We start from the raw sequence: 22251 nt of genomic DNA, 5'->3' as shown, positions 1-22251 counted from the left end.
GGGCGGATTGTCGCAGAAAAGCGCCGCCGCGCGCTCCCCTCATTCATTGTCCAGGCCCTTGCGCCGGTAAGGAAACACATCGATTACCTTGCCGGCGCGAATCGCCTCTTGCAGGCCTTTCCAGTAGTCGGCGTTGTACAACTCGCCGTGCAGTTCGTCGAACAGGCGGCGCTGGCCGGAATCAGCAAACAGGAATGGCGGGAACTCCTCGGGGAACACGTCCAGCGGACCGATGGAATACCAGGGCTCGGAGGCCATTTCATCTTCCGGGGTACGCGGCGCGGGGATGTGGCGGAAGTTGGCCTCGGTCAGGAAACAGATTTCGTCATAGTCGTAGAACACCACGCGACCGTGGCGGGTGACGCCAAAATTCTTCAGCAGCATGTCGCCCGGGAAAATATTCGCCGCCGCCAGTTGCTTGATCGCCAGGCCGTAGTCTTCCAGGGCTTCGCGCACCTGGGCTTCGTTGGCGTTTTCCAGGTAGAGGTTGAGCGGGGTCATGCGCCGCTCGGTCCAGCAGTGGCGGATCAGTACCGTATCGCCTTCGACTTCGACGGTACCGGCGGCGACTTCCAGCAGTTCGGCCAGGCATTCAGGCTCGAATTTGCTCAACGGAAAACGGAAGTCGGCGAACTCCTGGGTGTCGGCCATGCGCCCTACCCGGTCGACACTTTTCACCAACCGATACTTCTCGATCACGGTGGCGCGGTTGACGTTTTTCGACGGTGAAAACCGGTCCTTGATGATCTTGAACACGGTGTTGAAGCCCGGCAGGGTAAACACGCTCATGACCATGCCGCGCACGCCCGGCGCCATGATGAACTGGTCATCGGTGGTGGCAAGGTGGTTGATCAGCGCCCGGTAGAATTCGGATTTGCCGTGTTTGTAGAAGCCGATGGAGGTGTACAACTCGGCGATGTGCTTGCCCGGCAGGATGCGCTTGAGGAAGCCGATAAACTCCGCCGGCACCGGCACGTCCACCATGAAATAGGAGCGGGTGAACGAGAAGATGATCGACACATCGGCCTCGTCGGTGATCAGCGCGTCGATCTGGATGCCGCGCCCTTCCCGATGCAGCAGCGGGATCACCAGCGGCCACTGTTCGTCGCGGGTGTAGATGCGTCCGACGAGGTACGCGCCTTTGTTGCGGTACAGCACCGAGGAAAACAGTTCGACGTTGAGGTCCGGGTCCTTGCACACCCAGTCCGGCAGGTTTTCGCGCAATTGCGCCTCCAGGCGGCGCAGGTCGGCGGGCAAGTCGGCGTAGGGTTCGCTGAAACTGTAGTCGGCGAAAATCTGTTCCAGCATGCCTGCCAGCTTGCCGCCCGGCTTGTAGGTTCGGGTCTGCGCCGCCCGGGCGCGGCGCAGGCTCGGCCGGGTGGTATGGATGAACATGCAGCCGTCGCTGATCAGGTCATGGCTGAACAGCCCGCAAAACGTCGAGTTGTACCAGGTCTCGGACAGCTCATCGTCAAACCGCAGGTCGATCAGGCTGATGTAGGCACTTTTCACCAGCGGCCAGTCGGCAATGTCGAGCAACACGGCTTCATCGAAAGCCGCCCGCAGCCGCGCCGTGACTTCGCTGACCTTCTCTTCGTAAAGATTGATGCGCGCAGCCGATGCCGCCTGCCCTTGCTGCCACTGCGCCTTTTCAAAGCGCTCCCGGGCGCCGTCGGTGATCTGGCGGAAGTGCTCGCGGTAGTCGTCGAAGCCGTCGAGGATCATCTGCGCAATGTCGAGGGCGGGCGTTGGCTGCGGCATTCGGGAAACCTCTGCGGGCATTTGGAGTGAGCTGAGCTTAGCCAGTGTGCGGGAACAGGAGAAGGATCATTTTTCATTCAGACTTGTACAAGATTGTTCATTTCGTACATTTATTTACTCTTTATTTAATTCGACTAACCGGTCAACAAAAAACCCGCGCGTCACCCTCCCCGCATCAAACGTTTCATCTACAGGCCTTGTGTGACGTGGCCTGCCTGTGCGAGCCGGGGTAAATAAGAGTCTTTGCTCTACTGCTCCGGTACTGGTGGCTTCTCGACCATTGGATCCAACGTAAGGGAAACCCTGACTACCCTAGCTAGTGGCACTTTGCTATATAGCGCGCCCTCTCCCACCTAACAAGGTCAGAAGACCGATCCGGGAACAGGTTCTAACCGCCAAAGGAGCATTGAGATGTCATTGAGGAATATGGGGATCGGCCTGCGCGCCAGTCTGAGTTTTGGGGTTTTGGCCAGCCTGTTGATCGTGGTCGGCCTGTTTGGTTTAGGCCAGATGGCCAAGCTGCGGGAAAGCGCACTGATCATCGAAGAGGCGTGGATGCCGAGTATTGAAAACATTCACGACAGCGCCGCCTACGTCGCCAGCATCCGTCTGGAAGCGTTGCGCTTGCTCACCACCGATGAGTCCCGGGTGCGTGACAACAGCAAAAACCTGATCACCCGCCAGCGTGGCGACCTTGAAGAACTGCTGAACCGTCACGAAACCCTGCTGAGCAACGAGCAGGAACGCGACCTGCTCAAACAGTTGAAAGCCAACGTTGCGAGCTATATGACGATCGTCGGCCAGATGATTCAACTGGTCGACCAGGACCAGCAGCAAAACGCCATGGACCTGCTCAACAGCCGCCTCGCACCCCAAGGCATGGTCCTCAATAAAAGCCTGGAAGACATGATCACCTTCAACCAAAAAGGTGTGGAAGACGCCGCAACGTCGGCGGCGCAGATGTACACCAGCGCCCAATGGGTGGTCGGCACCATCATCGTCACCGCCCTAATGGCAACTTTACTGCTGGCCTGGCTGCTGACCCGCAGCATCACCGCGCCCATTGGCCAGGCACTGACAGTGGCCCGCACCATCGCCTCCGGCGATCTGAGCCGGCCGATCGTCGTGGAGGGCAAGGATGAGCCGGCGCAACTGCTCACCGCGCTGGCCACCATGCAGGCCAACCTGCAGGAAACCATCCGTGGCATCAGCGAATCGTCGCAGCAGTTGGCCTCGGCGGCGGAAGAGATGAGTTCGGTAATGGAGCAGAGCACCCGCGGCCTGCAAGCGCAGAACGACGAGATCGAACAGGCTGCCACCGCCGTGACGCAGATGAGCGCGGCAGTCGATGAAGTGGCGGGCAATGCGGTTTCCAGCGCCGAAGCCTCCAAGGCCTCCGACGAAGACAGCAAGCACGGTCACTACCAGATCAGCGAAACCATCAGCTCGATCCAGAACCTGGTGGACGAAGTCCTCGGTGCCTCGACCAAGGCCGAGGGCCTGGCGGCGCAGGCCCAGGACATCAGCAAGGTGCTTGAAGTGATTCGCGGGATTGCCGGGCAGACCAACCTGCTGGCACTCAACGCGGCGATTGAGGCGGCCCGCGCGGGCGAGGCCGGTCGTGGTTTTGCCGTGGTGGCTGACGAAGTGCGCTCCCTGGCACAACGCACCCAGGACTCCACCGAAGAAATCGAGCAGATGATCAACGGTATCCAGCAAGGTACCCAGGACACCGTCGGCGCCCTGAACAGCAGCGCCGAACACGCCGGCCAGACCTTGCAGCGAGCCAACAGCGCCGGCAGTGCACTGGAGAAAATCACGGCGGCAATCTCACAGATCAGCCAGCGCAACCTGGTGATCGCCAGCGCCGCCGAACAGCAAGCGTTGGTGGCCCGTGAGGTGGACCGCAGCCTGGTGAACATCCGGGACCTGTCGACGCAAACCGCCGCCGGTGCCACCCAGACCTCGGCGGCCAGCCAGGAACTGTCGCGGCTGGCGGTGGACCTCAATGGCTTGGTGACGCGTTTCGTGCTGTAAAACATGTATTAGCGATTGTGTCAGACAGGTCGGTGGGCAACACTTCCGCCCTTATCAAACTGGAGTTCCTCCGTGAGACCTGTCGACACCCTGCACCTGTTGGTGCTGGCCGCTATCTGGGGCGCGAGTTTTTTGTTCATGCGAATTATCGCGCCGGAAATCGGCACCCTTCCTACCGCGTTTTTCCGGGTGTCGATTGCTGCCACCGGCCTGCTGCTGATCCTCGCCATGATGCGGGTGAGTTGGGATTTCCAGGGCAAGTTCAAGACGGTCCTGTTGCTCGGGGTGATCAACTCGGGCATTCCCGCGACCATGTATTCAGTGGCGGCCCAAGTGCTGCCGGCCGGTTACTCGGCGATCTTCAATGCCACGACGCCACTGATGGGCGTGCTGATTGGCGGGTTGTTCTTCAGTGAGCGCCTCACGCCATCGAAAATCGCCGGGGTATGCCTGGGCCTGTTCGGCGTTGGCATCCTGACCCGCGCCGGGCCGGTGGCCTTCGACATGGAATTGTTGATGGGTGCGCTGGCATGCCTGTTGGCGACCACCTGCTATGGCTTTGCCGGCTTTTTGGCACGCCGCTGGCTCGATCAACAGGGCGGGCTGGACAGTCGCCTGGCGGCCCTGGGCAGCATGCTCGGGGCCACGCTGTTCCTGCTGCCGCTGTTTGCCTGGAGTGCCATCAGCCATCCACCGGTCAGCTGGGGTGGCTGGCCTGTTTGGTTGTCGCTGCTGGGGTTGGGGCTGGTATGCACGGCGTTTGCCTACATCCTGTACTTCCGCTTGCTGACGTCCATCGGCCCGGTGAAGTCGATGACCGTGACCTTCATGATTCCGCCATTCGGGGTGTTGTGGGGCGCGTTGCTGCTGGATGAGCCGTTGTCCATGGCGCATCTGTATGGCGGGTTGTTGATTGCAGGGGCGTTGTGGCTGGTGCTTCGGCCGGGGAAATTGGCCCGCAAGCTGTAGGAGCTTTTTGTCTCCTACAGCGTTGGTTTTATCAGCCCTTACGGAACACAAAAGCCAATCCGACGATGATCAAGCCCATCCCCAGCAAGCTCAACATTGCCAGCTTGTTGCCGAAGATCAGGTAGTCCATCACCGCCGTCACCGCGGGCACCAGGTAGAACAAGCTGGTGACATTCACCAGGTTGCCCCGGGCAATCAGCCGGTACAGCAACAGCGTCGCCAGCAATGACACCACCAGCCCCATCCACAGCACCGGCACGAAAAAGCCGGTGTTGTGTTCAAAGTGGAACGGCTGGAACGGCACAAACACCGAGCACAACAGCAAGCCGGCCAGGTATTGCACAGGCAACGTGCCCAACGGGTTATCGGTGATGCGCTTCTGCATGATCGAACCAAAGGTCATGCTGGCCAGGGCCAACAGGCCAAAAAGCATGCCTGCCAGGGACATGCCGGACATCCCGATGCCCTGGTACACCACCATGATCAACCCCGCCAATCCCAGCGCGAGGCCGAACATCCGGCTCCAGGAGCGCCGGCGCTCCATCAACACCACGGTCAGGATCGGCTGCACGCCCATGATGGTTGCCATCATGCCGGGCGTGACTTTGAGGTCCAGGGCCAGCAGATAGAAAATCTGGTAGGCCCCCAACAGCACCAGCCCGGTAGCCGCCGCGTAAAGCATCGGCTTGCCGGGACGCGGCAACTTCAGCTTGAGGATCGGTACCAGTATCACCAACCCCGCCAGGGCGATGGCGAAACGGATCAGCAGAAACGCAAAGGGTGAAGCGTGGGCCAGGCCCCATTTGGAGAAAATCGCCCCGCTGCTCCACAGCAAGACAAACAGGCTCGTCGAGGCCGCCGCGGCCACGGATTGTTTCGAAAGAACAGACATGGATACCACCTGTGATCAGGCAAAAAGCCAACTCAGCAACAGCTGAAATTCAGTAGGTTTTTTCAGGCGGGCACAGGGGAACAGCCATCAGCTGATCAGCCCGAAATGCCAACACCCGGCGGTGATACGACTGCGTACACCGGCGTGCTACTGACAGGTGGGGGGTAGTGACTGATCTGCGCAGGCTGCTGGCTCCCGCACGGCACGACCGCAGCGTTGACCGCTGAATCGACTACCGCTATGCGCAGGGAAGCTGGCATGTGCTGATCTTTTATGAAGGGATGAACAAGGTGTCTGGAAACACCTGCGGCCGACTATAACCAGCTGGGGACATGCTTTGCAATAACTTCGCCCGTACAAATCCAACTCATAAAAAAACCGCTCATCGGAGCGGTTTTTTCGTGCCTGCAAACGCCTTAACCAAATAACCAATACCCCAGCGCCGTCAGCACCACCACCGCCAGCACTGGCCGCAGGATGCGATAAGCCTTCGGATGCTTGCGCTTCCACTGCTTGACCACGCCACTGAAGCTGTCGCTGAAGCGCTTGCTCCAGGCATACGCCTGGTTGATCCCGCCAACGCGTTCGTCATCCAGGTTCTGCGGCGCGGTGGCGCGCCCCAGTTGCGCGCTGACCCAACGGTTGATGCGGGTCATCAGGCGGTTGCTCAGCGGGCGTTCGATGTCGCAGAACAGGATCACCCGGGTGTGCTCGGTTTCGTTCTTCACCCAGTGCACGTAGGTCTCGTCGAACATTACGTCTTCACCGTCGCGCCAGGCGTACACCTGGCCGTCGACGAAAATACGGCAGTCGTCGGAGTTCGGCGTGGACAGCCCCAGGTGATAACGCAGGGAACCGGCAAACGGGTCACGGTGCGGGTTGAGGTGGCTGCCACCTGGCAACAGGGCGAACATCGCGCCCTTGACGTTGGGAATGCTGCTGACCAGGGCCACGGTTTTCGGGCACAGCAGTTCAGCCGACGGCAACGGTTTGTCGTACCACTTGAGGTAGAAACGCTTCCAGCCCTTCTTGAAGAACGAGCCGAAACCGGCGTCGTTGTTCTTCTCCGCGGCGCGGATGTAGCCCTCGTCGAACAGGTGCATGGCCTCTTCGCGAATCACTTCCCAGTTGTCCTTGAGCACGTCCAGCTCCGGGAACTTGCTGCGGTCCAGGTACGGCTTGGACGGCACGGCGGAGAAGATGTACATCAAGGCGTTGTACGGGGCGAACAGCGCTGAATGGTTGACGAACTGACGCAACATCGGCAAACGGGCCTTGCCACGCAAATGCACATACAGCGTGCTGCCGATAAACAGCAGCAACACCGACAGTTTGGCGGCCAAAGAAAAGGTCATGCAGCAACTCCTGGAAATAGGCGTCTGGCCATTAGCCTCCCGTTAAGGGGAAACCAGACGTAGCAGCCGGCCATGATAAACACTCCGGGCCTCGGGAAAAACCCGCGCACTCCAACAATCAGCATCTAGCGGTGCGCGATAACGGGCCAATTATGCATAAGGGCCACGCCATCGCGCTGATTTGAATCAAGCCTGGTTTTCCTGATCGGTGAACAAATCGGCGAACAGCATGCTCGACAGATAGCGTTCACCGGAGTCCGGCAGCACCACGACGATGGTCTTGCCCTGCATTTCCGGCTTCTCCGCCAGTCGCACCGCCACGGCCATCGCCGCGCCGCAGGAGATACCACACAGAATCCCCTCCTCCTGCATCAGGCGCAACGCCATGGCCTTGGATTCTTCGTCGCTGACCAGTTCGACCCGGTCGACAATCGACAGGTCGAGGTTCTTCGGCACAAAACCGGCGCCGATACCCTGGATCTTGTGGGGGCTGGGCTTGATCTCTTCACCGGCCAGCGCCTGGGTAATCACCGGCGAACTGATCGGCTCGACCGCCACCGACAGGATCGGCTTGCCCTGGATGTTCTTGATATAGCGCGACACCCCGGTGATGGTGCCGCCAGTGCCCACGCCCGCTACCAGCACGTCCACCGCGCCATCAGTGTCATTCCAGATTTCCGGACCGGTGGTTTTCTCGTGGATCGCCGGGTTGGCCGGGTTTTCGAACTGGGCCGGCATAAAGTACTTGGCCGGGTCGCTGGCAAGGATTTCGCCGGCTTTTTCAATCGCGCCCTTCATGCCCTTGGCCGGCTCGGTCAACACCAGTTCGGCGCCGAGGGCCTTGAGCACCTTGCGGCGCTCGATGCTCATGGAGGCGGGCATGGTCAGCAACAGCTTGTAACCACGGGCGGCGGCAACAAATGCCAGGCCGATCCCGGTGTTGCCGGAAGTCGGCTCGACAATGGTCATGCCCGGCTTGAGTTTGCCGCTGCCTTCGGCATCCCAGATCATGTTTGCGCCAATCCGGCACTTCACCGAATACCCCGGGTTACGCCCTTCGATCTTGGCCAGGATAGTCACGCCACGCGGCGCGATACGGTTGATCTGAACCAGGGGCGTGTTACCGATGGAGTGCGCGTTGTCTGCAAAAATGCGGCTCATGACGGGTCCTTAAGGCAATTTCAGGAAGGCCCCAAGGGTATGCCTCGTGCTGCAAGGCGTCCAGTCAAGCGAACGTCCGGCGGCGCCAGCAGTCAATCGCCTACACGGATGGAGAATTTTCCTATGAAACGTCGCTACAGTTGGCCGCTCTGGACCCTCGTCGGGGTCGTGGTACTGCTGGTCGTCCTGGATATCGCCCTGCCCTATCTGGTGCGCAATTACCTGAATGACAAACTCGCCGACATGGGCGATTACCGCGGCCAGGTCACCGATGTCGACCTCGCACTGTGGCGCGGCGCCTATCGGATCAACGGCCTGCAGATCGTCAAGGTCGACGGCAAGGTGCCGGTACCGTTCGTCAAGGCGCCGGTGATCGACCTGTCGGTCAGCTGGCATTCGCTGTGGTACGACCACGCAGTGGTGGCCGAGGCACAGTTCATCAAGCCGGAGCTGAACTTCGTCGACGGCGGCACCAACAAACAGGCGTCCCAGACCGGTCAGGGCACCGACTGGCGGGCCCAACTGAGCAAACTGTTGCCGATCACCCTGAACGAGGTACGCATCGACGACGGAAAGATCGCGTTCCATAACTTCAGTTCGAAACCGCCGGTCAATATGTACGCGACCCAGGTCAACGCCAGCTTCTACAACCTGACCAACGTGGTGGATGTCAAAGGCCAGCGCGACGCGCGCTTCGACGGCAAGGCGCTGTTTCTGGGCCAGGCACCGCTGGAAGCCACCGCCACGTTCGACCCCTTGAGCAATTTCGAAAACTTCGAATTCCGCTTCCGGGCCCGGGATATCGAACTCAAGCGCATGAATGACTTCGCCTCGGCCTACGGCAAGTTCGACTTCAATGCCGGCACCGGCGACCTGGTGGTGGAAGCCCAGGCCGAAAAAGGCCAGTTGACCGGCTACATCAAGCCTTTGCTGCGCAATGTCGAAGTGTTCAACTGGCAGCAGGATGTCGAGAACAAGGACAAGGGCATCTTCCGGTCGATCTGGGAGGCGGTGGTTGGCGTCAGCGAAACCGTGCTGAAGAACCAGCAGAAAAACCAGTTCGCCACCCGCGTGGAGCTCAGCGGCAACGTGCACCAGCAAGATATCAGCGCGTTCCAGGCGTTTTTGCAGATTTTGCGCAATGGTTTTGTCCAGGCCTTCAACGCCCGCTATGAACAACCCAAGCCCTCGACAGATTGATCTTCAACGTGACTGCCCATTCAGAGACTGAATAGCCCGTCTGCGTTCACAGTCGCCGGGGCTGCGCGGTATAGTCGGGCCAAGCTGATTACTCGCCCGCTTCGGTCCTGCACCGTTCGGCGTCACGTTCGAGGATTGATAGATGAAGTTCGAAGGCACCCAGGCCTACGTTGCCACCGATGACCTGAAACTGGCCGTCAACGCCGCCATCACCTTGGAGCGGCCACTGCTGGTCAAGGGCGAACCGGGCACCGGCAAGACCATGCTCGCCGAGCAACTGGCCGAATCCTTTGGCGCCAAGCTGATCACCTGGCACATCAAGTCCACCACCAAGGCGCACCAGGGCCTGTACGAGTACGACGCGGTGAGCCGCCTGCGAGACTCGCAACTGGGCGTGGACAAGGTGCACGACGTACGCAACTACCTGAAAAAGGGCAAGCTCTGGGAAGCCTTCGAGTCCGAGGAGCGGGTCATCCTGCTGATCGACGAAATCGACAAGGCCGACATCGAGTTCCCCAACGACCTGCTGCAAGAACTCGACAAGATGGAGTTCTACGTCTACGAAATCGACGAGACCATCAAGGCCAAGAAGCGCCCGATCATCATCATTACCTCCAACAACGAAAAAGAGCTGCCGGACGCGTTCCTGCGCCGCTGCTTTTTCCACTACATCGCCTTCCCGGACCGCACCACTCTGCAAAAGATCGTCGACGTGCACTACCCGGACATCAAGAAAGACCTGGTCAGCGAAGCCCTCGACGTATTCTTTGACGTGCGCAAAGTACCGGGCCTGAAGAAAAAACCGTCCACCTCCGAACTGGTGGACTGGCTGAAACTGCTGATGGCCGACAACATCGGCGAAGCGGTATTGCGCGAGCGCGACCCCACCAAGGCCATCCCGCCCCTGGCCGGTGCCCTGGTGAAGAACGAGCAGGACGTGCAGTTGCTGGAACGCCTGGCGTTCATGAGCCGTCGCGGTAACCGATAAGGGCGATTGCCATGCTGCTCAACCTGTTCAATGAAATGCGTGCAGCCAAGGTGCCGGTGTCGGTGCGTGAGCTGCTGGACCTGATCAACGCGCTGAAACAGCGCGTGACCTTCGCCGACATGGACGAGTTCTACTACCTGGCCCGGGCGATCCTGGTGAAGGACGAACGGCATTTCGACAAGTTCGACCGGGCCTTCGGCGCCTACTTCAACGGCCTGGAAAAACTCGACGATCACCTGCAGGCGCTGATCCCCGAAGACTGGCTGCGCAAGGAATTCGAACGCTCGCTGACCGACGAAGAGCGCGCACAGATCCAGTCCCTCGGCGGCCTCGACAAGCTCATCGAAGAATTCAAGAAACGTCTCGAAGAACAGAAAGAACGCCACGCCGGCGGCAACAAGTGGATCGGCACCGGCGGTACCAGCCCCTTCGGCTCTGGCGGCTTCAACCCCGAAGGCATACGCGTGGGGGATGCCGGCAAGCGCCAGGGCAAGGCGGTCAAGGTCTGGGACCAGCGCGAGTACAAGAACCTCGATGATTCGGTGGAACTGGGCACGCGCAACATCAAGATCGCCCTGCGCCGCCTGCGCAAGTTCGCACGCCAGGGTGCGGCGGAAGAGCTCGACATTGACGGCACCATCGACCATACGGCCCGCGATGCCGGGCTGCTGAATATCCAGATGCGCCCGGAGCGGCGCAACACCATCAAGCTGTTGCTGCTGTTCGACATCGGCGGCTCGATGGATGCCCATGTGAAGACTTGCGAAGAGTTGTTCTCGGCGTGCAAGACCGAGTTCAAGCACCTGGAGTATTTCTACTTCCACAATTTCATTTATGAATCGGTGTGGAAGAACAACATGCGCCGGGGCTCGGAACGCACCTCGACCCAGGATTTGCTGCACAAGTACGGTGCCGACTACAAAGTGATCTTTATCGGCGATGCGGCCATGGCGCCGTATGAAATCACCCAGGCCGGCGGCAGCGTCGAGCACTGGAATGAAGAGCCCGGGTATGTGTGGATGCAGCGGTTCATGGAGAAGTACAAGAAGCTGATCTGGATTAATCCGTACCCGAAAGATACCTGGGGCTATACGGCGTCCACCGGGATTGTCCGGGATTTGATCGAGGACCAGATGTTTCCGTTGACGTTGCGCGGGCTTGAGGAAGGGATGCGCTTTTTGTCGAAGTAAGTTGTTTCCCAGACAACCACGATCAAATGTGGGAGCGGGCTTGCTCGCGAAAGCGCAGTGTCAGTCACCGAATATATTGGCTGATACACCGCCTTCGCGAGCAAGCCCGCTCCCACATTTTGTCCTGCGGCGGTCTTTAGTTTCTGGCAAGGTACTGCAAATACTCCACTTGCTGGCGATGCGCCGTCTCCTGCACCACCGGCGCCAACCTCACCTTCTCCCCCGGCAAGCACTGCGCCAGCCGCGCCAACGCCAATGGCGTCAACGCGCCCAATCGTGGGTAGCCGCCAATGGTCTGCCGGTCATTGAGCAACACAATCGGCTGCCCGTCCGGCGGCACCTGGATCGCCCCCAGCGGGATGCCTTCCGAGATCAGCGACGGCCCCTGATACTCCAGCGGCGTACCCAGCAAGCGCATGCCCATGCGGTCGGCACGGCTGTCGAGGGTCCACTCGCTGTTGAACACATCAAACAGACTCTGCCCGCCAAACTGACCGATCTGCGCCCCGAGGATCACCTCCAGTGGCGCCTTGGAATCCAGCTTCGGCAATTGCCCGGCGGACAACACCTGCATCGCACCGCCCACGCCCGAATAGGTCAATTGCGCACCTTCGGCCAGTGACCGGCCAAAGCCATCCAGCCCGCCCAGTTCTTCACGGCCCACCGTGGCGCAGCTGCCCAGCACCTGCGGCGCATCAAACCCGCCCGGCGCTGCCAGGTAAGCCCGCGCACCGCTGAATGGCTGGGTAAAACGCAAGCGCTGGCCCTTTTGCAGAATAAAGCTGCGCCCCGGGCTGATCGCGCGCTCGTCGACATACGCGCCCAAGTCCGCCCCGGCCAGCGCCAGCAGGCAATAGGCCTCGGCCTGCACGGTGAAGCCACCCAAGGTGATTTCCACCACCGGCGCATCCAGGGCATTGCCCAGCAACCAATTGGCCCACGACATCGACACCCAATCCAGCGCGCCGCCCTGGGTCACGCCCAAGTGCCTTACGCCAAAACGTCCAGCGTCCTGCAACAAGCAGAGCGGGGTGCTGGCCTCGATCAACAAGCGGCTCATGCCTGGGCCTCCAACGGTGTGTCATCGCCACCCAGGTTGATGAATTCGCGATGGCTGACCGCTTCGTAACGCACGGTGTCCCCCGGCTGCATCAGACTGTAGCCGTCGCGTTCGCGGTCAAACAACTTGGCCGGTGTGCGGCCGATCAGGTTCCAGCCACCTGGCGAGACCACCGGATAAGCCGCCGTCTGCCGCTCGGCGATGCCCACGCTGCCCGCCGCCACCCGCTTGCGCGGGGTGTTGAGCCGCGGTGTAGCGAGCTGTTCATCCACCAGCCCCATAAAGGCAAACCCCGGGGCGAAGCCCAAGGCGAATACCTGGTACTCATGCTGGCTGTGACGGCGAATCACCTCCCCCACTGCCAGGCCACTGCGCTGCGCCAGCAACGCCAACTCCGGGCCGACACTCAGGTCATACCAGACCGGCAACACATGGCATCGCCCGCTGCCCTTGGGTTCGGGCTGCAATTCCTTGAGCGCCTGGTCGATCAACGCCCGTGCCTGGCCAGGGTCCAGCGCCAGCAGGTCGTAGTGCACCATCAGGGTCGTGTAGGACGGCACCAGGTCCACCAGCGCCGGGCCAAAACCTTCGCGCAAACGGCGGGTGGCGGCGAGCATCCAGGGCATGTTGTCTTCGGCGATCACCTCAAACAGGCGCACCATCAGGCAGTCGATGGCCACCACTTCAATCCGTGGCTTCATGCTGGGGTCAACGCCTCGCGGATGCGCTGCACGGCAGCCACTGAGCTGGCGTTATCGCCATGCACGCACAAGGTATTGGCTTGCAGGTGCAACGGACTGCCATCACTGGCGACCAACTGTTCTCCCCGGGCGATGATCAAGGCCTGCTGGATGATCTTTTCCGGGTCATGATGCACCGCGCCCGGCAACTGGCGGGAGACCAGATGGCCGGCGCTGTCGTAGGCACGGTCGGCAAAGGCTTCGAACCACAGGGTCACGCCATATTCGTCACCCAGGGCCTGGGCGGCGCTGTTGTCACGGGTGGCCATCAGCATCAATGGCAGGCTGGCGTCGTAGGCCGCCACGGCCTGGATCACCGCTCGCAATTGCGCAGGCTTGGCCATCATGTCGTTGTACATCGCGCCATGGGGTTTGACGTAGCTGACCCGCCCGCCCTGGGCCCGGCAAATACCGTCGAGGGCGCCGACCTGGTAGTGCAACAGGTCCTGGATTTCCTGCGGGGTGTAGGCCATGGAGCGGCGGCCGAAACCCTGCAGGTCCTGGTACGCCGGGTGCGCGCCCACCTGCACGCCATGCTTGAAGGCCAGGCTGACGGTCTTGCGCATGATGCTCGGGTCGCCGGCGTGGAAACCGCAGGCTACGTTGGCGCAATCAATGAACGGCATGACTTCGGCGTCCAGACCCAAGGTCCAGTTGCCAAAGCTTTCGCCGATGTCGCAGTTCAATAGCAGGCGGCTCACGGTAGGGCTCCTGTAGGCTTTATTTTTTTGTAGTGTGGGATCTTTTACCAAGATCTCGCAACGATGTTGTCCCGAGCCCCAACGACGCTTATCGTGAGACAGCTCGATTTTTGGCGGTTGCGGCACGCTGCGTCCAACTAATAAAAAACAATCCATGCATAAGAAAAGTTGATCCCATGAATTTGAAGTTCCTCGAAACCTTCGTCTGGGTGGCCAAGCTCAAGAGCTTTCGCCTCACGGCAGAGAAGCTGTTCACCACCCAGGCCTCGATCTCCAGCCGCATCGCCGTGCTGGAAAGCGAGTTGGGGGTAAAGCTGTTCCTGCGCGATTCCCGAGGTGTGAGCCTGACGCCGGAAGGCTTGAAGGTGCTCGATTATGCCGAGCAGATGATGGCGACCATGCAAGGGCTCAAGCAGTCCCTGGAAACCACCAGCAGCAAGGTCGGGCGTATCCGCATCGGAGTGATGGACACGGTGATCCACACCTGGCTGAGCGCGCTGGTGGCAGAACTGACGGACAACTTTCCGCGGGTAGAAATCGAGTTGGTCGCCGATACCGCGCTGAACCTCAGCGATCAGTTGCAAAAAGGCTTTCTCGACCTGATCCTGCAAACCGACCTGCTGCGCCAGGAAACCTTGCGCAGCCTGGAACTGGCCAGCCACCCCATGGGCTGGATCGTCGCCAGCCACTCGATCTACAACCGCGACTACGCGTCCCTCGCCGAACTGGCCCAGGAGCGCATCATCACCTACTCGAAAAACTCCTGTCCGCACCAGGACGTGCTCAGCCTGATGCAGGCTAACGGCGTATCCGCCCCACGGATGAACTGTGTGAACTCGGTGTCAGCGATCACCCGCCTGCTGCGGGACGGGTTCGGGATTGGTGCGTTCCCGCCCGTATTGGTCAGTGAAGAGCTGGCACGAGGTGAATTGACCATGCTGCCCATGGAACAACGGCCGCCGAACCTGCAGGTGGTGGTGTCGTGGCGAGTGGGCGTGGAGTTGGTGGAGGAGATTGTGGCGCTGTGCCAGAGCGTGGTGCAGCAGTACGCGCAGAAGGTGGGCGAAGACTTGATGGTGTTGAGCAAACCCATGCCACTGAAGGAACCGATTTAAAACTGTGGGAGCGGGCTTGCGCGCGAATGCGGTGTGCCAGCCAACCCCTATGTCACTGACGCACCGCATTCGCGAGCAAGCCCGCTCCCACAATTTGACCGCGTCAGCCTTTAAAGCCCCTTGAGGTCCCGCTCTTCAATCGGTCGGCTCTGGCGCAGGCGCTTGCCGCCCAACACCACCCAGTCGATCAGGCGGAACAGGCACTCGATGCCGAACGACAACAGCATCGCCCCGCCCAGGCCCCAGCCCATGGCTTCCGGGGTCAGCAACAGCATGTAGCTGTAGCCGTTCCAGGTTTCCTGGCGAATCGCCGGGTCGGCGGCCACCGCCACTTGCAGCGCGCGGATGTACCACGGGCCCTGCATCGCCTGGAACTGCTTATCCAGCGCTACCTGGCGGTCAAGCAAGGTGCCCAGGCTGTTGGCATCGCTGCGAAACACCGGGTCGTCACTGGCACGGTAATGGGCCACCAGCGCCTGCAAGTCACCGTTGAAGAACTGTTGCGCCGTGGCATCGAAGCCGCGCAAGCCGGTCTGGGCTTCGATCAAGTGGGCTTCGACGCGCTTGGCGTAGTCGCTGATAAACCCCGGCACCTGCACACCGACCAACAGACCCACGGCAAACAACACCAGTCGCAAATAGCTGAGCAACATATTCGACGTCCTTATTCCGTTTTACCTTGGCTGACACATTCGCCGCGTCGCCACAGGCTCCACTGGCCCGGTTCGTAGCGGGTCCAGGTCTCGTTTTCGGTCAGGGGTTCGGTGGCAATTACCGTCACCACGTCATTGGGGGTGGTTTCGGCCTGAAAATCGACGATCACGTCGACATCTTTCAACCGTGCGGGGCCAAATGGCGCACGCCGGGTGATCTGTGCCAGCTTGGTCGAGCAATAGCAGAACAGCCAGTCACCGTCGCTGAGCAGGCAGTTGAACACGCCCTTGCTGCGGTATTCGCTGCAGGCGGCGATCAGGTCCGGCAGCACCTGTTCGATGTCCACCGGTTCCGGGAACGCTTCACGGACTCGGTTGAGCAAATCGCAGAACGCCGCTTCGCTGTCGGTATCGCCCACCGGGCGGTAGAACGTGGCGCGGGGGTTGAAGTCCGCCAGTTGACCGTTATGGGCAAAGCACCAGTTGCGGCCCCACAGTTCACGGACGAACGGATGGGTATTGGACAGGCACACCTTGCCCACATTGGCCTGGCGGATATGGCCAATCACCACTTCACTCTTGATGGGATAACGCTGCACCAGCAGCGCGACTTCCGATTCGCTGCTGGCCGCCGGGTCCTGGAACAACCGCAGGCCACGGCCCTCGTAGAAGGCGATGCCCCAACCGTCGCGGTGGGGCCCGGTACGTCCGCCGCGCTGCATCAGCCCGGTGAAGCTGAAGACGATATCGGTCGGTACGTTGGCACTCATGCCCAATAATTCACACATGCCAGGCTTCTCGATACAGGGCGTACAACGTTAAAGGCGCGGTTCGACCCGCATACCGCTGACAGGTGCCGGGCGACCGTAACGCTCATCGGCGAAGGGTTCGTCGTCATCCTCCGGCTCGGCAGCAGCGGCTGCCGCAGCGGCGGCCTTCTGCTCACGACGAACCCTGGCGGCACGCTCGATGGGCCAGCGGATCAGCACGAACACCAGGTACACGCCGAACGCGATCATGCAATACATGAACAGATCGGAAATCGCCCGCCAGGCGTTGTTGCCGACCTTGAGCACCAGGTCCAGGGCGGTGATGGCCACGGCCGGGGCGAACTGGGTCTTCACCGGGTCGACGATGGTCGGGCTGAACAGCAGCACCGCCACCAGCAACCGCAGCGGCTCGCGCAGCCAGCGCCACATCCAGCGGGTCATGGCAAACCACACCAACAGGCAACCCAGGGCTGCGAAGGCGTAGAGGCCCCAAGCGATCAGATAGTCGTTCTCGGTCATGGTGTCCATGGCAAGGTAGGCAAACAGGCCGCTATGATAACGGCTTTTCAGTGCCGAGGCTGCAATGCCGTCGGCCAACCGCCAGACAGAGAGTGATCCATGCCCCCATCGACCCACATCACTGCCGCCCCGATCGCCCGCAAGGCCCCAGGCACCGACCCGTATGCCTGGCTGCAAGCGCGTGACAGCGCCGAGGTGCTCGATTACCTCAAGGCGGAAAATGCCTGGCAAGAAGCACAATTGTCCGACCAGCAGGCGCTGCGCGAGACCCTGTTCGAGGAGATCAAGGGCCGCATTCTCGAAACCGACCTGTCCCTGCCCTCGCCCTGGGGCCCGTACCTGTATTACACCCGCACCACCGCCGGCGACGAATACGCCCGCCACTACCGCTGCCCGCGCCCGGCGGACGACAGCCAACAGGTCGACGAAAGCGCGGAAGAGCTGCTGCTGGATCCGAACGTACTGGCCAATGGCGGCTTTTTCTCCCTCGGCGCCTTCAGCATCAGCCCGGACCACCAGCGCCTGGCCTACAGCCTGGATACCAGCGGCGAAGAGATCTACACCCTCTACGTGAAGGAATTGGCCACCGGCAAGGTCAGCGAACTGGAGTTTGAAGACTGCGATGGCAGCATGACCTGGGCCAACGATAGCCTGACCCTGTTCTTCACCGAACTGGACGACACCCATCGCCCGCACAAGCTGTATCGCTATCGCCTGGACGGCACTGCCGCCGAAGAAGTGTTCCACGAGCCTGACGGACGTTTCTTCCTGCACTGCTACCGCTCCAGCTCCGAGCGTCAGTTGCTGCTGGCCCTGGGCAGCAAGACCACCAGCGAGATCTGGGCCCTGGACGCCGAAAAGCCGCAGCAGGCGTTTACCTGCATGGCGCCACGGGTCGAAGGCCATGAATATGACGTCGACCACGGCAAGCTGGACGACCAGTGGACCTGGTTTATCCGCAGCAACCGTGACGGCATCAACTTTGCGCTGTTCCAGGCGGCCGACACCGGCAGTGTGCCGACCCAGGACGACTGGCTGAACCTGATCCCCCACGACGACGCGGTAATGCTCGATGGCGTAAGCCTCAATGCCCGGGCCATGACCCTGAGCCTGCGGATCGGCGGCCTGCCGATCATCGAAGTGCACCCACAGGGGCAAGCCGCTTATCGCGTGGAGTTACCGGACGCGGCCTACAGCCTCTATGTGCAAAACAGCCTGGAATTTGCCAGCGACAAGATCCGTCTGCGCTATGAGGCGCTGAACCGCCCGGCCCAGGTTCGTCAGCTGGAACTGGCCGGCGGCGCACAACAAGTGCTCAAGGAAACCCCGGTGCTGGGCGTGTTCAACGCCGACGACTACGTCAGCCAACGCCTGTGGGCAACGTCGGCCGATGGCACTCAGGTGCCGATCAGTCTTGTCGTCCGACGCGATCAGTTGGGTACGCCGACGCCCCTGTATCTGTACGGCTACGGCGCCTACGGCCACAGCCTCGACCCGTGGTTCTCCCACGCCCGCCTGAGCCTGCTGGACCGTGGCGTGGCCTTCGCCATTGCCCATGTACGCGGCGGCGGCGAACTGGGTGAGGCCTGGTATCGCGGCGGCAAGCAGGAGCACAAGCAAAACACCTTCAGCGACTTTATCGCGTGCGCCGAACACTTGATCGCCCAGGGCCTGACCACCTCCAAGCAACTGGCCATCAGCGGCGGCAGCGCCGGTGGCCTGTTGATCGGCGCGGTGCTCAATCAACGCCCGGAGCTGTTCCAGGCGGCGATTGCCGAAGTGCCGTTCGTCGATGTGCTCAACACCATGCTCGACCCCGAGTTGCCGCTGACCATCACCGAATACGACGAATGGGGTAACCCTGAAGAGCCGGAGGTGTATGAGCGGATCAAGGCCTACGCGCCGTACGAAAACGTCAGCGCCCAGGCCTACCCGGCGACGCTGGTGATCGCCGGCTACAACGACAGCCGCGTGCAGTACTGGGAAGCGGCGAAGTGGGTGGCCAAGCTGCGCGACACCAGGACCGACGACAACCTGTTGCTGCTCAAGACCGAGCTGGGCGCCGGCCACGGCGGCATGAGTGGGCGTTACCAGGGATTACGTGACGTAGCACTCGAATATGCATTTGTTTTCAAGGCGCTGGGGCTGATTTAAGGAACTCCGCCTGGCGGGCCGGTCTGAACACTTGACCGCCGGGCGCGCCCTGCACGATTTATGGACAAAGACTGTAAGCCTCATGCCAGAACCGACCTTACTCAATAACGAAATCCGCGACATGCTGATGGATTGCGGCCTGTTCGACCCGTTGCTGCCGGAAGACTTCCACGTAGCGGCGGGCTATTTCAACATCAGCAGCATCGCCCGCGATGAGGTGATTTTCCTCGAGGGCGACGCGGGCACCTTCATGTGCATCATTCACTCAGGCCAGGTGGCGGTGCAGAAGACCAACCATGCAGGCCAGCGCCTGACTATCGCCACCTTGCGCAGCGGGCGGACCTTTGGCGAGATGGCCGTGCTGGACGGCGAGCGCCGCTCCGCCAGCTGTGTGGCGGCCAGCGATTGCGTGCTGTTGAACCTGGGCAAGGATTCCCTGGAAAAGATGCTCAACGATGCACCGAAAATCGCGGCCAAGATCATTCGTGCGATTGCTATCGCCCTGTCCAGGCGCCTGCGCATGGCGGACGGGCAATTGCTGTCCCAGCAGTTTTAGCCGCCTGGGGTCTTGGGCTTGATGTCGTTTTGCTGCAAGCCGGGGATCGTCTGGTCCTTCGGCGGCGCGGGCAGCACGATCGGCGCCAACAATGGCTCACCGCTGCCGGCCGCCTTTGGTGTCGCCGGTGGCGTGACTTGCGGGTAAGGCGTGGGCGTTGCAGTACCCGGTGAACCCGCCGTGGGCGCGGGGGTAATCGGCACGGTTTGCGACTCCTGAGCCTGGGCCACACCGCCAAGGGCGAGCGCGCTCCACACAATGACCGTTAGAATGCTGCACTTCATCGATGGCTCCATGGCCTGACCGTAAAGTCGTAAGGCTACTCCCAACCGCGCAAGAATGCCCTTCCCAATGAGATTTCCATGAAACGTTTCGTTCTGCTGGACACCACTCCGATCCCCGACAACGGCGGTGCCTTGTGCCTGTTCGAATACGGTGAGGATTTTGTCATCAAGATTCAGGGCGGTGACGGTGGCCAGTTGATGAACACGCGCATGCACGGTTCCGAGGATGCGCTGGCGGAGATTCCGTGCCGCAAAGTCGCCGGTCGGCCCGGCTCCAGGGTGTTGATTGGCGGCCTGGGCATGGGTTTTACCCTGGCGGCAGCGCTCAAGCATTTGGGCAAGACTGCCGAAGTGGTGGTTGCCGAGCTGGTGCCCGGCGTGGTCGAGTGGAATCGCGGGCCCCTGGGGGAAAAGTCCGGCCGCCCGCTGCTGGACCCGCGCACCGTGATCCGTATGGAAGACGTGGCCAAGGTGCTGCAGGCCGAGCCCCAGGGGTTTGACGCAATCATGCTGGACGTCGACAACGGCCCCGAAGGCCTGACGCAAAAAGCCAACAGCTGGCTGTATTCCGCCGGTGGCCTAAGCGCCTGCGCCAAGGCGCTACGGCCCAAGGGCGTGCTGGCGGTATGGTCGGCCAGCGCCGACAAGCAGTTCAGCGACAAACTGCGCAAGGCCGGCTTCAAGGCCGAGGAAGTGCAAGTGTTTGCCCATGGCAACAAGGGCACGCGGCATACCATCTGGATTGCCGAGAAACTCAAGGGCTGAAACAGCCGCCTGAATTCACTGCGCGGGTCGTAGGTCAGATCGACCGGCGCAGTCGATTCAAATGCCTCAAGCCTTCCAGCACCAACACCACCACCGCCAGCCAGATCGGCAGGTAGGTCATCCATTGGCCCGGTTTGAGAGCGTCTCCCAGCATCAGAGACACGGCCACCAGCAGCACCGGTTCCGCGTAACTGAGCAAACCGAACAGGCTGAACGGCAACAGCCGGCTGGCCAGGATGTAGGAATAACCCGCCGCCGCGCTGACCAACCCCATGAGTGGCACCAGCCAATAGAGCGCCGGGCGCTGCGCCAGGGTCTCGTTGATGGGCTCACTACCGAGGACGAACCACAGCGCGACCGGAATCATCAGCATCATGTCCAGCCACAGCCCGCCGAGGTTGTCGGTGCCACAACGCCTGCGCAGCACGAAATACAGCGGATAACCGACGCACACCACCAGGGTGGTCCAGGAGAACCCGCCCGTGCGATACAGCTCGTTGGCCACGCCCACCGCCGCCAGCGCAGCGGCAATTTTTTGCAGATGGGAAAGGCGTTCGCCGTAAACGATGCGCCCGGTGATGACCATGGTCAGCGGTAACAGGAAATAGCCCAGCGACACATCCAGGCCGTGGCCATTGAGGGGCGCCCACATGAATATCCACAACTGCACACCCACCAGGGCACTGGTGAGCACGACACAAGGCAGCAATGCGGGTTTCTCCCGCAGACGCTTGTAGATCAACGGCACCCACTTCCAGTCTCCGGAGAGGCACAGCAGCAACGTCATGAAGGGCAACGAGATGAGCATTCGCCAGCCAAATATCTGCTGGCCATTCAAGGGTTCAAGAAGGGAGGTAAAGAAATACAGCACACCAAACAGGAAGGAAGCGGAAACCGCCAGAACAACGCCTTTAGACACAACAGCCTCTACAAAAAATTGCATGCATTCAATTGAAGCAGGCCGTTGCATTCACGCAGTGTGAATGTCAGTGAGATGAACATCAGAAGTTTATTAACGGGCACCATAAACTTACAACTTGCACAGGACACCTATCCCGAATATTCAAGTTATAACAACAGGGTAACGCGTTGATTTTTTATTATTTGCACGACGATCATCAGACACTTCAACCACCCGACTTCGGTTATTGGAAGCAGTACGCTCTGGATGAGCGCTTCTGATTTGAAACGCCACAACGTCAACCACGGGGGTTGATATCGTGAAAGGAAAGCCCGGCTTGCGGGAAACTGACAGTCGCCAGGAAAGACCTGACGTATTGACTACCTGACGCCACCACAGAACACACTAACGGCAGTAGGCCAAGAGGCGGCACATTAAACAAATTGGCAAAGTTAGTCCAACACTTTATCACCCTGAAGA

Annotated in this window: 21 protein-coding genes; 9 read left to right on the top strand and 12 right to left on the bottom strand. The window is 60.7% G+C overall.

Translation table 11 applies throughout. The features are described from left to right. Positions 1–39 precede the first annotated feature (39 nt). Positions 40–1761, bottom strand: coding sequence for a bifunctional isocitrate dehydrogenase kinase/phosphatase (gene aceK, locus HYE77_RS02350; RefSeq protein WP_102368332.1), 1722 nt, complete (start codon positions 1759–1761; stop codon positions 40–42). Between the two features lie 411 nt (positions 1762–2172). Here aceK and HYE77_RS02345 point away from each other — a divergent pair, with 411 nt between their 5' ends. Beyond that, complete coding sequence (locus tag HYE77_RS02345) at positions 2173–3798, top strand: methyl-accepting chemotaxis protein (RefSeq protein WP_177040342.1); 1626 nt, start codon at positions 2173–2175, stop codon at positions 3796–3798. A 72-nt stretch (positions 3799–3870) separates the two neighbouring features. After that, complete coding sequence (locus HYE77_RS02340; RefSeq protein WP_087692563.1) at positions 3871–4767, top strand: DMT family transporter; 897 nt, start codon at positions 3871–3873, stop codon at positions 4765–4767. Positions 4768–4798: 31 nt separating this feature from the next. On the opposite strand, the gene HYE77_RS02335 is transcribed toward HYE77_RS02340, so the two are convergent. From HYE77_RS02335 to cysK, 3 genes are all read right to left on the bottom strand, one after another. Then, positions 4799–5659: a DMT family transporter gene (locus tag HYE77_RS02335; RefSeq protein WP_023659095.1), complete on the bottom strand. Its 861-nt coding sequence runs from the start codon at positions 5657–5659 to the stop codon at positions 4799–4801. A 416-nt stretch (positions 5660–6075) separates the two neighbouring features. Then, positions 6076–7014 (bottom strand): aspartyl/asparaginyl beta-hydroxylase domain-containing protein, encoded by a 939-nt coding sequence (locus tag HYE77_RS02330; protein ID WP_003210693.1) that lies wholly within the window; start codon positions 7012–7014, stop codon positions 6076–6078. Between the two features lie 186 nt (positions 7015–7200). Further along, positions 7201–8175: a cysteine synthase A gene (cysK, locus tag HYE77_RS02325; protein WP_087692564.1), complete on the bottom strand. Its 975-nt coding sequence runs from the start codon at positions 8173–8175 to the stop codon at positions 7201–7203. 123 nt (positions 8176–8298) lie between these two features. Here cysK and HYE77_RS02320 point away from each other — a divergent pair, with 123 nt between their 5' ends. The 3 genes from HYE77_RS02320 (at position 8299) to HYE77_RS02310 (ending at position 11553) form a co-directional block, all read left to right on the top strand. Beyond that, complete coding sequence (locus tag HYE77_RS02320) at positions 8299–9375, top strand: DUF748 domain-containing protein (RefSeq protein ID WP_087692565.1); 1077 nt, start codon at positions 8299–8301, stop codon at positions 9373–9375. A 142-nt stretch (positions 9376–9517) separates the two neighbouring features. Further along, the gene (locus tag HYE77_RS02315) at positions 9518–10363 is read left to right on the top strand and encodes a MoxR family ATPase (protein WP_003210690.1); all 846 of its coding nucleotides are present in this window, start codon (positions 9518–9520) and stop codon (positions 10361–10363) included. 11 nt (positions 10364–10374) lie between these two features. After that, on the top strand, positions 10375–11553 hold the full coding sequence (locus HYE77_RS02310; protein WP_003210689.1) for a VWA domain-containing protein: 1179 nt from the start codon (positions 10375–10377) through the stop codon (positions 11551–11553). Between the two features lie 136 nt (positions 11554–11689). Here HYE77_RS02310 and HYE77_RS02305 read toward each other — a convergent pair whose 3' ends face one another. The 3 genes from HYE77_RS02305 to HYE77_RS02295 are packed head-to-tail and all read right to left on the bottom strand — an operon-like array spanning position 11690 to position 14054. Then, positions 11690–12613: a biotin-dependent carboxyltransferase family protein gene (locus tag HYE77_RS02305; RefSeq protein WP_003210688.1), complete on the bottom strand. Its 924-nt coding sequence runs from the start codon at positions 12611–12613 to the stop codon at positions 11690–11692. After that, entirely contained in the window at positions 12610–13314 is a 705-nt protein-coding gene (pxpB, locus tag HYE77_RS02300; protein WP_177068355.1) for a 5-oxoprolinase subunit PxpB, read from the bottom strand. Before pxpB ends, HYE77_RS02305 begins: the two co-directional genes overlap by 4 nt. Then, positions 13311–14054, bottom strand: coding sequence for a 5-oxoprolinase subunit PxpA (locus tag HYE77_RS02295; protein ID WP_177068354.1), 744 nt, complete (start codon positions 14052–14054; stop codon positions 13311–13313). The genes pxpB and HYE77_RS02295 overlap by 4 nt, the downstream gene beginning before the upstream one ends. A gap of 176 nt (positions 14055–14230) precedes the next feature. Between HYE77_RS02295 and HYE77_RS02290 the strand changes: the two genes are divergently transcribed. Next, positions 14231–15169 carry a LysR family transcriptional regulator gene (locus HYE77_RS02290; protein WP_008437943.1) on the top strand — a complete coding sequence of 313 codons (939 nt, stop codon included), beginning with the start codon at positions 14231–14233 and terminating at the stop codon, positions 15167–15169. A gap of 110 nt (positions 15170–15279) precedes the next feature. On the opposite strand, the gene HYE77_RS02285 is transcribed toward HYE77_RS02290, so the two are convergent. From HYE77_RS02285 to HYE77_RS02275, 3 genes are read right to left on the bottom strand one after another with little or no spacing between them, the layout of a single operon-like run. After that, the gene (locus tag HYE77_RS02285) at positions 15280–15822 is read right to left on the bottom strand and encodes a DUF2937 family protein (protein ID WP_003210684.1); all 543 of its coding nucleotides are present in this window, start codon (positions 15820–15822) and stop codon (positions 15280–15282) included. An 11-nt stretch (positions 15823–15833) separates the two neighbouring features. After that, a complete protein-coding gene (locus HYE77_RS02280) occupies positions 15834–16610 on the bottom strand; it encodes a class II glutamine amidotransferase (RefSeq protein ID WP_003210683.1) in 777 nt (258 codons plus the stop codon). Between the two features lie 30 nt (positions 16611–16640). Then, entirely contained in the window at positions 16641–17189 is a 549-nt protein-coding gene (locus HYE77_RS02275; RefSeq protein ID WP_003210682.1) for a hypothetical protein, read from the bottom strand. 21 nt (positions 17190–17210) lie between these two features. On the opposite strand from HYE77_RS02275, the gene HYE77_RS02270 reads away from it, so the two are divergent. Then, complete coding sequence (locus HYE77_RS02270; RefSeq protein WP_177068353.1) at positions 17211–19265, top strand: S9 family peptidase; 2055 nt, start codon at positions 17211–17213, stop codon at positions 19263–19265. A gap of 82 nt (positions 19266–19347) precedes the next feature. Then, complete coding sequence (locus HYE77_RS02265) at positions 19348–19821, top strand: cyclic nucleotide-binding domain-containing protein (RefSeq protein ID WP_003210680.1); 474 nt, start codon at positions 19348–19350, stop codon at positions 19819–19821. Here the strand turns inward: HYE77_RS02265 and HYE77_RS02260 are convergent. Next, entirely contained in the window at positions 19818–20105 is a 288-nt protein-coding gene (locus HYE77_RS02260; RefSeq protein ID WP_003210679.1) for a hypothetical protein, read from the bottom strand. The genes HYE77_RS02265 and HYE77_RS02260 overlap by 4 nt on opposite strands. Before the next feature lie 78 nt (positions 20106–20183). Between HYE77_RS02260 and HYE77_RS02255 the strand changes: the two genes are divergently transcribed. After that, the gene (locus HYE77_RS02255) at positions 20184–20870 is read left to right on the top strand and encodes a spermidine synthase (RefSeq protein WP_063032534.1); all 687 of its coding nucleotides are present in this window, start codon (positions 20184–20186) and stop codon (positions 20868–20870) included. A 34-nt stretch (positions 20871–20904) separates the two neighbouring features. On the opposite strand, the gene rarD is transcribed toward HYE77_RS02255, so the two are convergent. Beyond that, positions 20905–21789 (bottom strand): EamA family transporter RarD, encoded by an 885-nt coding sequence (rarD, locus tag HYE77_RS02250; protein ID WP_023659097.1) that lies wholly within the window; start codon positions 21787–21789, stop codon positions 20905–20907. Between the last annotated feature and the right edge of the window lie 462 nt (positions 21790–22251).

Source organism: Pseudomonas sp. IPO3774 (assembly GCF_013386835.1).
Classification (GTDB): domain Bacteria; phylum Pseudomonadota; class Gammaproteobacteria; order Pseudomonadales; family Pseudomonadaceae; genus Aquipseudomonas.
The sequence above is the reverse complement of the archived record's forward strand: the minus strand, read 5'-3'. Positions and strand labels throughout refer to the sequence as shown.